At 70.3% G+C, this 11,067-nt stretch carries 13 protein-coding genes; 2 read left to right on the top strand and 11 right to left on the bottom strand.

The window, feature by feature from the left end:
• Positions 1 to 152: 152 nt before the first annotated feature.
• From J7F03_RS29120 to J7F03_RS29090, 7 genes are all read right to left on the bottom strand, one after another.
• Entirely contained in the window at positions 153 to 1,184 is a 1,032-nt protein-coding gene (locus J7F03_RS29120) for a serine hydrolase (RefSeq protein WP_214954696.1), read from the bottom strand.
• An 87-nt stretch (positions 1,185 to 1,271) separates the two neighbouring features.
• Positions 1,272 to 2,369 (bottom strand): glycosyltransferase family 4 protein, encoded by a 1,098-nt coding sequence (locus J7F03_RS29115; RefSeq protein ID WP_214954694.1) that lies wholly within the window; start codon positions 2,367 to 2,369, stop codon positions 1,272 to 1,274.
• The gene (locus tag J7F03_RS29110; protein WP_214954692.1) at positions 2,366 to 2,902 is read right to left on the bottom strand and encodes a deoxycytidine triphosphate deaminase; all 537 of its coding nucleotides are present in this window, start codon (positions 2,900 to 2,902) and stop codon (positions 2,366 to 2,368) included. Before J7F03_RS29110 ends, J7F03_RS29115 begins: the two co-directional genes overlap by 4 nt.
• The gene (gene dcd / locus J7F03_RS29105; RefSeq protein WP_214954690.1) at positions 2,899 to 3,435 is read right to left on the bottom strand and encodes a dCTP deaminase; all 537 of its coding nucleotides are present in this window, start codon (positions 3,433 to 3,435) and stop codon (positions 2,899 to 2,901) included. Before dcd ends, J7F03_RS29110 begins: the two co-directional genes overlap by 4 nt.
• Positions 3,432 to 4,652 (bottom strand): metallophosphoesterase, encoded by a 1,221-nt coding sequence (locus J7F03_RS29100; protein WP_214954688.1) that lies wholly within the window; start codon positions 4,650 to 4,652, stop codon positions 3,432 to 3,434. Before J7F03_RS29100 ends, dcd begins: the two co-directional genes overlap by 4 nt.
• Complete coding sequence (locus J7F03_RS29095) at positions 4,649 to 5,968, bottom strand: UDP-N-acetylglucosamine 1-carboxyvinyltransferase (RefSeq protein ID WP_214954686.1); 1,320 nt, start codon at positions 5,966 to 5,968, stop codon at positions 4,649 to 4,651. Before J7F03_RS29095 ends, J7F03_RS29100 begins: the two co-directional genes overlap by 4 nt.
• A gap of 4 nt (positions 5,969 to 5,972) precedes the next feature.
• Positions 5,973 to 6,404: an ATP-binding protein gene (locus tag J7F03_RS29090; protein ID WP_214954684.1), complete on the bottom strand. Its 432-nt coding sequence runs from the start codon at positions 6,402 to 6,404 to the stop codon at positions 5,973 to 5,975.
• 176 nt (positions 6,405 to 6,580) lie between these two features.
• On the opposite strand from J7F03_RS29090, the gene J7F03_RS29085 reads away from it, so the two are divergent.
• Positions 6,581 to 7,858, top strand: coding sequence for a helix-turn-helix domain-containing protein (locus J7F03_RS29085; protein WP_214954682.1), 1,278 nt, complete (start codon positions 6,581 to 6,583; stop codon positions 7,856 to 7,858).
• Positions 7,855 to 8,409: a flavoprotein gene (locus J7F03_RS29080; protein ID WP_214954680.1), complete on the top strand. Its 555-nt coding sequence runs from the start codon at positions 7,855 to 7,857 to the stop codon at positions 8,407 to 8,409. The genes J7F03_RS29085 and J7F03_RS29080 overlap by 4 nt, the downstream gene beginning before the upstream one ends.
• Before the next feature lie 110 nt (positions 8,410 to 8,519).
• Here J7F03_RS29080 and J7F03_RS29075 read toward each other — a convergent pair whose 3' ends face one another.
• The 4 genes from J7F03_RS29075 to J7F03_RS29060 form a co-directional block, all read right to left on the bottom strand.
• Positions 8,520 to 8,903, bottom strand: coding sequence for a hypothetical protein (locus J7F03_RS29075; RefSeq protein ID WP_214954678.1), 384 nt, complete (start codon positions 8,901 to 8,903; stop codon positions 8,520 to 8,522).
• Between the two features lie 144 nt (positions 8,904 to 9,047).
• Positions 9,048 to 9,206: a hypothetical protein gene (locus tag J7F03_RS29070; protein WP_214954676.1), complete on the bottom strand. Its 159-nt coding sequence runs from the start codon at positions 9,204 to 9,206 to the stop codon at positions 9,048 to 9,050.
• Positions 9,207 to 9,442: 236 nt separating this feature from the next.
• Positions 9,443 to 9,793, bottom strand: a complete 351-nt coding sequence (locus tag J7F03_RS29065; RefSeq protein ID WP_214954674.1) for a mobilization protein — start codon at positions 9,791 to 9,793, stop codon at positions 9,443 to 9,445.
• Between the two features lie 847 nt (positions 9,794 to 10,640).
• The coding region (locus J7F03_RS29060; RefSeq protein WP_214954672.1) for an ATP-binding protein at positions 10,641 to 11,067 on the bottom strand (427 nt) is incomplete at its 5' end.

The following is an 11,067-nucleotide window of genomic DNA, read 5'->3' as shown; positions in this document are numbered from 1 at the left end:
ATCACCGGCATTGCTGGTCAGGGGCACTTTCTGCTGTGCTGATCACCTGACGGACAGCCCGCTTCATGAAAGCGCGAGGCTAGTCGCGGACCGTTGCCGTGTAGCCGACCGGGCAGCAACGCGTCCCGACGGACCGTGGGGTTACCAAGTCGCTACGAGAACACGGTGGCACGGTAGGCGTTGCGGATTTCGGTCAACGGTTCCCGGTCGCGGGTGTAGTAGATCTTGTTGGTGAGCAGAACGGCCCAGTGTTTCTGTTGCGGGCTGATCCACATGGCAGTGCCGGTGAAGCCGTAGTGGACCCAGGTGTCCTGATCGGGCCCGGTGTCGGGTGCGGGGTGCCAGAAGAGGCCGCGGGCGGGGGCGAGGTCGCCGGTGCGGATGCGGAGGGAGTCCTTGATCCAGGCGGGACCGAAGGCTGCCTGGGTGGGGGCGAGCATGTGGCGGAGGAAGAGGGCGAGGTCGTCGAGGACGGAGAAGGTGCCGGCGATGCCGCAGACGCCGTCGAGGAGGCGGGCGGAGAAGTCGTGGGCGGTGCCTCTGAGGTGGGTGCCGGTGGTCTCGTCGTACTCGGTGGGGGCGCTGCGGGCCGCCTCGGCATCGGGGAGGGGGCCGAAGCGGGTCTGCGTCATCCCCAAGGGGTGCCAGACGCGGTCGGTGGCGAGCTGGTCCAGGGGCTGGCCCGAGAGGTGCTCGGCGAGGTAGCCGAGGACGAGGGCGGCTCGGTCTGTGTACTCGACGGCTTCGCCGGGCGGGCGGTGTCGGGCCTCGTGGAGGACGCCGTCGCGGATGTCCTGGGGGTCGGTGCCGTAGAGGTTCTTCAGGTTGGCGCGCAGCGGCAGGCCGGCGGTGTGGGTGAGCAGGTGGTGGGCCGTGGCCTGGGCGAGGGGACGGCCTGCGACCTCGTCCCAGAAGGTGCCGAGGGGTGTGTGGAGCTGGAGTTTTCCCTCTTCGACGAGGGTGCCGATCGTGGACCAGACGGCGAGGATCTTGGTGAGGCTGGCCATGTCGAAGACGGTGTCTAGCCGCATCGGCTCGTCCGGGTGGTCGGGGTCGAGGAGGCCGACGGCTCCGCTGGCCTCGATGCCGTCGGCGTTCCCGACTGCCCACACCGCGCCGGGGTAGACCTCGTCGCGTACTCCGGTCTGGAGGAGGTCTTCGATCCGGTCGGTGGTGTGGGTCATGGTCTCCCGATCGTCGTGGGCAGCGGGTGGTCCGCTGGCCAGGTTAGTGATGCGGCCGGGGCGGTGCCTGCTGCGCCACGGGTGGTGTCAGGCGAGCCGCTGGCCGAGGTCGACGATGGCCGTGGCGGTGGTGCTGAGGGGGAAGCGGGCGGCGTTGGTGCGGCCGGATGCGCGGAGCATCTCCAGGAGGCCGGGGGTGGTGCGCAGGCGGTGGAGGTCGTGTGCGGCGGTGGCGGGGTTGGTGAAGTCGGTGGCCAGGCCGGTGCCGGAGAGGGCTTCGCTGAGTCCGGGGACGGGTTGGTAGAGGACGGGGAGTCCGCAGGCCTGGGCTTCGAGGGCGACGAGGCCCATGGCCTCCAGGGTGGTGGAAGGCACGGCGAGTACGTCGTGATCGGCGAAGGCCTTCCACAGTTGGGGGCGGCGGAACCAGCCGAGGTAGCGGACGTGGACGCCGAGTTGGCGGATGACCGGGGTGAGGTCGAGGAACTGGGCGCGCGGGGCAGCGATGCTCAGCTCGACCGAGCGGGTGGCCGCGACGGCTTGGAGGAGGGGTTCGAGGCCCTTCTCGGAACTGAGGCGGCCTGCGAAGAGGATCCGCAGGTGGCTGGTGGGACGTCGGGCGGGTCGGGGCGGTGGGCTGGTCAGGAGGCGGTCGGGGATGCCCCAGGGGATCTTCTCGATCTTGCGTCTGTCGGTCTTGGGGGCGAGCTTGAGCAGGCGGTCGGCCATGGCGCCGGTGGGGACGACGATCGCGTCGGCAGCGGAGGCGGTCTCGCGGAGAACGCGTAGCTGCGTGGTGTGGTTCTCGGCGTGCAGGAGGTCGGTGCCGTGGACGAAGGCGATCCGGGGGTGGGCGGGTAGGGCCCGCAGGAGGGCGGGGGTGGCGCCGAAGGCCAGGTGGTGCAGGTGCAGCACGCTGATCTGGCGCGGGTCGATGGCGGCCGTCATGGCGTGGTGAAGGTTGGTGACGTACCGGCTGAAGGCGTGGCCGTCGAGGCATTTGCCGGACGCGTGCAGCAGGTCGATGCCGGCCGGGGTGCGGGGTCGGGGGCCGTCGGGGGCGAGCATGAAGGCGCGGGAGGGGATGGCGGGCTGGGTGCCAGCGTAGAGGTCGAGGAAGAGTTCGACGCTTCCGCCGGGGCTGGGGAACGGCAGGTCGAGAGCGGTGGCGACGACGCGGTTCACCGGTGGCCTCCGGGGTTCTCCTCGTAGAGGCGGGACGTCTCGATGCCTTCACTGGTGCGGTACTTGAGGCCGTGCTGCTGGTAGCTGGCGGGGGAGCCGTGCGTGCGGAGGAAGACGAGCTTGCCGAAAGTCATGCCGGGCCGGACGCGTACGGGGCGAGTGGCTCGGATCTCCAGGGTCCAGCGGATCGCGTGGCCCTGGTGTCCGAGCGGGGCGGAGACGTGGACCCAGATGCCGAGGGAGCCGGTGGTCCGGTCGCCGTTGAGGAGCTGGGCGTAGGCCTCGGAGCCCGTGCGCTCCAGGGTGTGGCCGAGGTATAGGTGGCCGGGCTCCAGGACGTACCCGTCGTCGGGGAGGGTGAGTTCGGAGAAGGCGGTGGGACTGCCGGCGTCGAGGTCGCCCTCGCAGATGCGGAGCGTGCTGCCCAGGCGCCAGTCATACGCGTTGGGGGACAGGAGGTCTGGGTCGTACGGGTCGATGGTGATGCGGCCCGCCTCGCGGGCGGCGGCGATGGCCGGTCCGGTGAGGATCACGAGGTCACCGCCGTGCCGTCGAGGTCACGCCAGTACGCGGAGGGCTGGGGCCCGGAGGCCGCCTGGTACTTGCCCTCGTACAGGTCGATGGCGCCCTCGGAGACGAAGAACATGATCTGCCCGATCTCCATCCCGGCGTAGACGCGCACGGGGCGGGTTGGGGTGAGCATCAGCGTCCACTGGCCGTGGAAGCCGATGTCACCGATGGGCGCGGTGATCTCGACGAAGAGCCCCAGTCGGCCGACGGAGGACCGGCCGAAGAGCAGGGGGACGAAGAGGTCAGATCCCACCGCCTCCAGGGTGTGGCCGAGGTACAGCTCGCCGGGCTGCAGGACGTGGCCCTCGTCGCCGATCTCGATGCGGCGGGTGGGGTTCGGCCGGTGGGCGTCGAGTACCTCGTCGGTGTAAGTGAGCAGGGTCCTGCCGAGGCGAACGTTGTAGCTGTTCGGGTTGACCTGGGCCGGAATGAAGGGGGAGATCCGCAGCCGTCCGTCCTGCGAGGCGGAGGTGATCTCGGGTCCGGTGAGGATCACTGGTCGTCTCCGTTGGTCAGGATGCTTCTGATCGCCGAGCCGAGGCTGAGGCCGGCGGGGTGGGCTCGGCTGCCGAGACAGGTGTCGGCGAGGTAGTCGGTGGTCAGCACGCTCGTCATTCCGCCGGGGAGCGGGTCGGAGGAGGTGACCAGGGGTCCTGCCCGCTCGCTGAGGTGAGTGAGCAGGGCAGCGGGGTCGTTCCGGAAGGCCGGCGCGACCTGGGCCTCGACCAGCTTGTTGTCGAACGGCTCGATGGCGAGTAGATCCCCGGTGGTGAGGACTTCGCCGAGCAGCGTTGTGCGCACGGCGGTCTCGTTGAGGACGACCGCCTCACTGCCCAGCCCGTTGCGTAACCGGTCGGCCAGTTCGCGGAGCAGGGCGCGACGGTCGAGAGGGTTGTTCCGATAGGGCGCGACGAGACGACCCAGCGGCTCGGCCAGCTGTGCGTCGATGGAGGCGATCTGTTCACGGACGGAGTCGAGCTCGGTCGGCAGGACGGACTGCGAGGTGTCAGGGAAGCGGGCGGTCCGTCCGACCCAGCCTTCGGGGGAGCGGTTGGCGACTGCGTAGCCGACGGCGAGTTCGTGGCCCTTGAGCACGATGGTGCCGCCGACCCGTTCGGGTCCGGTGTGTTCGCTGTGGCAGTGGCCGGCGAAGACCACGTCGAGGAAGGGGCATGCCTCGGCGAGCTGGAGGTCCTGCTCGAAGCCGGAATGGCTGAGGAGGACCCAGGAGTCGACCTCGTGGTGGTGCGCGAGCATCAGCTCGCGCAGAGCCTGGACGGGGTCGGTGACGCGGTGGGCGGACCGCTGCCCGGCCGGGATCGAGTTGAATGCCTGCGCGCCGATCACGGCCGTGACGGCAGTCCGCCGGCCTGCGACGTCCACGATGCGCAGACGTCGGAAGAGCGCGTTGCCGGTGGAGTCCTCGACGACGTTGGCGCATACGGTCCGTTGGTGGAGGGAGGGCTCGAAGTAGTGCGGCCAGCCGTGGTTCCCGGGAGCGACGACGTCGTACAGGGCTAGCAGGATGTCCCGTTCGAGTGCGCCCCGGCCGAGGCGGTAGTACCCGGTGCCCTCGAAGAAGTCGCCGCAGTCCACCAGCAGGCTGTCCGTGCGCGCCTGGTGGAGGTGCCCGAGCAGCGGGCCGTTGGCTCCGAGGGCGGAGTGGACGTCGGTGGTGGCCATGATCTGTCGTAGGGAACGGGCCGTGGTCATGGCGCGACCTCGCAGATGTCGGCGCCGAGGTGGAGGAGCTTGCCGGGTAGGTCGGCGTGGCCTCGGCGGAGCTGGTCGACTCCGCCGAGGGTGGTGATTCCGCGGGCGGTCAGGGCCGCGACCATGAGCGCGGAGCCGGTGCGGATGTCGGTGGCCTCTACCCCGGCTCCCGTGAGGCGTTGCGGGCCGGTCAGCCGGCATTTGGTGGGGGAGATCTCCTCGATCTTCGCGCCGAGCCGGGCCAGCTGGGGCAGCAGGTTGCCGTGGCGGCCGGGGTTGATGGAGTCGGCGAACAGGTGTGTCCCGGGCTGGCCGAGGGCCAGTGCCATCAGGGGAGGTTCGAAGTCGGCGTCCAGGCCGCCGGTGGCGAGGGTTGCGATGGCGCGAAGGGGACGGCCCGTCGGCCGGGCGGCGCTCCCGTCGACCAGGAGAACGTCCTCCCGTACCGCAGTGGGAATGCCCAGTCGTTGGAGGGCTGCCTGCAAGGGCACGACATCCCGACCTTGGACGCCCTCGATGCGCGCGGTCCCACCGGTGGCGGCGACGGCGCAGGCCAGGGTGCCTGCCTCGATCTTGTCGCCTGGTACGCGCCAAGCCGGAATCTCGGCCGGTGATGCCGCTGCCGGGCTCAGGTCCAGGACCTGTTCGCCGGCTCGGGCCTCCCATCCCACCGAGCGCAGGGCGTCCAGCACGGTGAGGACTTCCGGCGACAGGTTCGGCCGACGGAGGCGCAGCGCACGGCCCGCGACGACCGCACGCAGGACTGCGGCGACCGTCGCACCGCGCGACCGGAACGGCAAGGTGTGGGAGACCGTTCCGGTGGCGGGTCGACCGGTCTCGACGTCATAGCCCTCGTCACGGACGGTTATGCGGTCGCCGAAGGCCTCGTACACCTTGAAGTGCAGGTCCATGCCGCGCTCCCCGATCCGACATCCCCCGGGCCAGGGCAGCCGGGCGTTCCCCTGTAGGGCAAGGAGCGCGGGCACCAGGTAGTACGACGCGCGGATCCGTGCGGCCGGGGCCAGGTCGAGTTCCGCGGGTACGGCGTCAGGGGGCATGATCACCACGCTGTCGGGTCGTCCCGCGGCCCGGGCGACGTGCCAGCCCGCCCCTTGGATCAAGGTGAGCATCCAGTGGACGTCGGCGCTGGCGGGGACGTTCTCCAGCTGGATGGTCCGGCGCACGGCTGCTGCGGTGGCCAGCAGCGGCAGGGCGGCGTTCTTGGAGCCGTCGACGGTGACCGAACCGGAGAGGGGCCTCCCGGGACGTACGGCGATGACCTCCGTGCTCGGCGCAAGAGCTCGAGTGGGTGCCATGCGTTCAACTCCTTTGCAGGGGAGGTTGCGTGATGGAGGGCGTGGGTACGGACAGATCGAGCTCGGCCCAGCAGGACTTGCCGCTGGCGCTGTGGTCGACGCCGTGCCGGTCGGCGAGGGCGGCGATGATCAGCAGCCCGCGGCCGTCCTCGGCGTCCGTACGGGGTAGGCGTGCGTGGGGGAGGGCGGAACTTCGGTCGCGGACCTCGAAGCGCAATCGGCTCCCGCGCGGGCGAGCGGTCACGGAAGCAGCTCCGTCCCCCGCGTGCTGAACGGCGTTGGCCAGCAGTTCACCTGCCACGGCCTCTGCTACGTCCATGCCGTCGGTGCCGATGCCCGAGCGCCAGCCTCTGATCTCGTTCATCACCTGGTGCCGGACACGAGCGGCGCCCTCGGGCGTACTCGTGACGGTCAGCGTGACCTCGTGCACTTCCATGAGCAGCCTCCTGGAGGGGTGCGGTCCCACCAGGCAAGCGGTTCATGAGGCGGACCCACGATGTGCCGCGCAGCCCCTGCATCGTTCATGCACGTTGTGCATGGCGGGCAAGTTCCTTGCAGTTAGGCTCGGTTGAGCAGGCAGGATCGGTCTCGGCAGAAAGGGCCGTGGCGGAGATGGTCGATACGCAGGGCGAGGTGCACAGGATCGGTGAACTGATCCGCCGGGCTCGGGTCTTACAGGGCCGCTCGCAAGCGGACGTGGCCGGCGAGCTGGGATACCACCAGTCGAAGATCAGCCGGCTGGAGGGCGGACGCGGAACGGACGACATCCGAGTTCTGCGCGACGTCGCCCGCGTCCTGCGCATTCCCCCGGCCCGACTCGGTCTGGCGGAGGGCGCCCCGGAAGCCGATCCCCACGATCCGGAGACAGAGGAAATGCTGCGCCGCCGTACCTTCCTTGCCGCCAGCGCCACCGCGCTCACAGCCTCGGTCGCGCCGACGGCTGCGCACCCCGCGCTCGTCCAGGCACTCCTGCCCGGGATGCCGACGGCTCCGACGACGCAAGCGCCGGAGTCCGGGGAACTACGAAACCGGGCAACGGCCATCCGGCGCCTCTGGAGCACGTGCGACTACGCGGAGCTGGAGCGGACCCTTCCCGGCCTGATCACCGATCTTCGCCGCTGCATCGCCGACTCCCCGCAGGCCGAGGAGCTTCCTCGCTTCCTAGCCACGGCCTACCAGACCTCGGCCAGCCTCTTGCTCAAGCAGGGAGACCCCGGCACGGCGTGGCTTGCCGTCGGGCGCGCGATGGCCGAGGCCGAACGCTCAGGTGATCCGCTCGTCCTCGCCGCCAGCGTCCGCCTCCACGCGCACGTCCTGGTCCGTGAACAGCACGCCGGCCAGGCCGTCACGCTGATCAAGCACACGGCCTCACAACTCACCGGTGCGTACGACCGGCAGGCCCACCACTACCTCTCCGTGCTCGGGTTGCTGCTACTGCGCGGAGTCACGGCTGCCAGCAGAGCCGGGGACCGCGCTGCCACCGCAGAGTTCCTGGCTGAGGCCAAGGAGGTGGCGAAGTACGTCGCCCTGGACCACCCCGACGCCTGGGCCAACTTCAGCCCCACCAACGTGGCTCTCCACGAGGTCAGCGCGGCCGTGTCCTTCGGCGACGCTGGCGTCGCCATCGAGATCGCCCGTCCGCTCGTGCGCCGCCACATCCCGGTTCCCGAGCGTCGGGCCGCCCTATGGGTGGAGGCCGCCCGTGCCTACGCGCAGCAGGGCCGTCTCGCCGACGGCTACCAGGCCCTGCGGATCGCGGAGACCTGCGCAGCCCAGGACGTACGGCGCCCGGCCGTCCGGGACCTGGTCGCCGACATGGCAGCCCGGGACCGTCGGCGTACGCTGCCAGAGCTCCATCACTTGAGCCGCCGACTGGGAGTACCCGCGTGACCGAGCCGCAGCGCAAGCCCTTCCTGTACGTCGTCGTCTGCGCGGCCGGGATCGCGGGCGACGTCGGCAAGCTGATCGACGCCGCGCACGAGCGGAGCTGGGACGTCGGCGTCGTCGCCACCCCGCAGGGGCTTCACTTCCTCGATGTGTCCGAGATCGAGGACCGGACCGGTTACCCCGTCCGCTCCGCCTGGCGCGCGCCCGGCGACGCACGGTCCTTCCCACCCGCTGATGCGATCGCAGTCGCCCCGGCCACCTTCAACACGGTCAACAAGTGGGCGGCCGGCTTCGCGGACAACCTCGCCCTCGGCATCCTCTGCGAGGCCCCGGGCATGGGCATCCCCACAGCCGTCCTGCCCTACGTGAACACCGCCCTCGCCGCCCACCGCGCGTACCAGCGCAGCCTCACCGAGCTCCGAGAGATGGGCGTCCTGGTCGGGAGCTACGAGCCACACCGCCCGAAGTCCGGCGGCGGCGCCGACCGCTTCCGCTGGGAGGAAGCCGTCGACCTCCTGGCTCCGTTCCTCGCGGCAGGCGACGCACGCCACTGATCTGCGACTGCCAGTGGGTAGGGCCTGGCGGATTTCCACATGAGGAATGCCGCCGCCCGGTGGCCGGGAGGTACCCGCCACCGGGCGCAGGGTGGTGTGCTGGGGGCCTGTCAGTCCTCGTAGGGGAGGTATATGCCGCCGTCCGGAGCGGCTATGGCGCACAGGCGCTCGTACTCGGCTCGGTCTTCTTCGGTCATGTGCGGGAGTACGTCCATGACCATGCGGGCTTCGGGGTGCCGGGCGAAGTACGAGAGCACCAGCTCGGTGAGGGCCTCCACGGCGTTGTCCTGTTCGCGGACGGCCGCGGCGTTGCGGGCGCTCAGTGCTGCCATGGCTTCGAGTTCGGCGCGCGTGGCCTGGAAGGCGGTGGCTTGTTCGGCCCGTGTGAAGGGGCGCCCGTCACTGTGGGACCAGGTGTTGGTGTCGGGTCGGAGCTTGAAGTCCGCGTCCAGCAGCAGGGCGATGATTTCGATGCGCAGTTCGGTTTCGGGCATGCGGGGGTTCCTTACGGGGTGGGGTTGGTGGTGATGTTTTCAATGCTCCGGAGAATCCCCGGTTTGGCTGACCGGGGATCGTCGGCTATGTAGGGACGGACACGTGCTGGCGTCAGCGCCGGCGGGAGACGTTGTTCGCGGCCTTCACGGCCGGTTGTGTGGGCGTCCGCGTGCCGTACGGCGGCCCCAGCGGCAGGCCGGCTCGCCGCTGCCGGGGTCGCTGCAGGTGGAGGCCGCGATCCGGCGGGAGATCTCGCCCCACTCCTCGACGGACAGGATCCGGTCGTCTGCGGTGGCGCGCACGGAGGTGTGCCACACGTGTTGGTGGGTCGGGCGTGCTCCGGGAGGGCCTCCACGGTCTGGCCGAGGAGCTGCTCGAGGTCCTTTCAAAGTGGCCTTCGGGTCACGGCCGGGAGCGGTGGACATGCCGTCGAATGACGCGACGAGGTGTGGGCCGGTGTGTTCTTCGTGTCTGCCTGGCCCGTACAGGTGGACGAGGAGGTCGATGGTCCGCGACCCAGGCTCGTGGATGCTGGAGATCACGATGTGCGCTGCGCGATCAGCTGTGCGGCGGCCACGTGCACGGTCTCGGCGGCCCGTTGGACAGCGGCGACTGCCGCGTCGAGCTGCGGGACGTCAGCACCTGAGTTCAGGACCTTGGAGACCTGGTTCAGGTTGTTTCCGGCCCAGCCGAGCCTGCGACGGCTCTCGAACAGGGCGGTGATCACTTCGCGCTCGTCGGCGATTTTGGCGCTGGTGCGGTCGAGGTCGCGGGCGGCAGCGAGAGCCGCCCGGGCGAGGAAGCCGGCGACGGACAAGCGACACCGGGCGGCGGCGGACTTGATTAGGGTGAACTCTTCTTCGTTGAGACGGGTGTTGGGCTGGTGCAAGCGCTTCTTCTCTCGTGGCTGTCGAGGGCGCTGTCGGGCACGGTCGGCGCGATCGCGACGGCTGTGGGGGTCGGACGGCTTCTCCTCCTGCTCTGGCTTCGATCCGCCCCCGGTCGCAGCCAGATGGACCTGCGCCCCTCGGTGCCGGTCCTCTCGCGCCCCCTCGGGGGTGGGCTCGGCGGAAGCTACGCTTCCGCCCCAACTTGCTCCTTCTGAGGCTGGAAGTGAGGGCATGTGCTCGTCGTGGCTGGGACGGTCGCGCGGTGGGTTGTGCATGCGTGTCCTTGAAGAGGTCGAGGCTGGTCATGTGAGGGGCTGATGGGCGGGGTCGACCGGTTGGGGACCGCTCGCTCGTGACGCGCGACGCTGCCGGCGCTGTCTGGGGACCGGGCGGGGACGGTCCCCGATTGGGGAGGCGCTCGGTCCCCAGTGGCATGGGCGTGGGGACCGGTCCCGTCTCGGTCCCCGTAGTCGTGGGTGGGAACGGTCCCCGACGTGGGACCTGACGGTCCCCGAACCGTCGCAGGGCGGTCCCGGATGGTGGGGACCGTGGGGACGGTCCCCACTGAGTCGGGGGATGTCAGGGGGTTGACCTGCGAAAACAGAGTTGGGGACCGGTCCCCGTGGTGCCCGACGCGCGCAGCGCAATGAGGGGACGGTCCCCGCTCGACTGCTGTCGGTCCCCTCTTGGGGGAGGCCGCTGCCAGGCGGGACCGGGCTCAGGTAGGGGACCGGGTCAGGTAGGGGACCGGGTTGGGGACCGTGATGGGGACGGTCCCCGAACGGATCGGGTCAGTGGTTCGGTCCCCACGATGACGGGGACCGACCTGGGTGGGGACCGTGGGGGTCAGGAGCCCGACGGCTGGGCGCGTCGGCGGTCCGGGCCGGTGAGGATGACGCGGGTGGTCATCTCCGCCAGGCGGGAGGCGACGCGGTCCCCGACTGCGTTGCGGAGTTCCGCGATCGGCAGGTTGGTGGTGATCAGGGTCGGGAGCATCTCGGTGTAGCGGCGGTTGATCAGCCGGTACGTCAGCTCCTCCGTCCACTCGGACTGCTTGGCCGCGCCGAGGTCGTCCAGGATCAGCAGCGGGCACCGGCCGAGCTCCTGGATCTCCCGCTCGGGGTCGTGGTTGGGCCGGGGCCGGAGCTGGGCGTAGAGGTCGGCGGAGGTGATCGCCTGCCAGCGCAGGCGGACTCCGGCGGCCAGCAGTGAGCGGACGGCTCCGTAGGCCTGATGGGTCTTGCCGATGCCACCCGTTATCAACGGTTCGCGC

This window comes from Streptomyces sp. ISL-43 (genome assembly GCF_018614195.1).
Classification (GTDB): domain Bacteria; phylum Actinomycetota; class Actinomycetes; order Streptomycetales; family Streptomycetaceae; genus Streptomyces.
The sequence above is the reverse complement of the archived record's forward strand: the minus strand, read 5'-3'. Positions and strand labels throughout refer to the sequence as shown.

What these genes read in the sequence shown, in the direction of transcription:
- J7F03_RS29085 (WP_214954682.1), top strand. Translation starts at nt 6,581, where the DNA reads ATGGTCGATACGCAGGGCGAGGTGCACAGGATCGGTGAACTGATCCGC.
- J7F03_RS29100 (WP_214954688.1), bottom strand. Translation starts at nt 4,652, where the DNA reads ATGACCACGGCCCGTTCCCTACGACAGATCATGGCCACCACCGACGTC.
- J7F03_RS29095 (WP_214954686.1), bottom strand. Translation starts at nt 5,968, where the DNA reads ATGGCACCCACTCGAGCTCTTGCGCCGAGCACGGAGGTCATCGCCGTA.
- J7F03_RS29120 (WP_214954696.1), bottom strand. Translation starts at nt 1,184, where the DNA reads ATGACCCACACCACCGACCGGATCGAAGACCTCCTCCAGACCGGAGTA.
- J7F03_RS29075 (WP_214954678.1), bottom strand. Translation starts at nt 8,903, where the DNA reads ATGCCCGAAACCGAACTGCGCATCGAAATCATCGCCCTGCTGCTGGAC.
- J7F03_RS29090 (WP_214954684.1), bottom strand. Translation starts at nt 6,404, where the DNA reads ATGGAAGTGCACGAGGTCACGCTGACCGTCACGAGTACGCCCGAGGGC.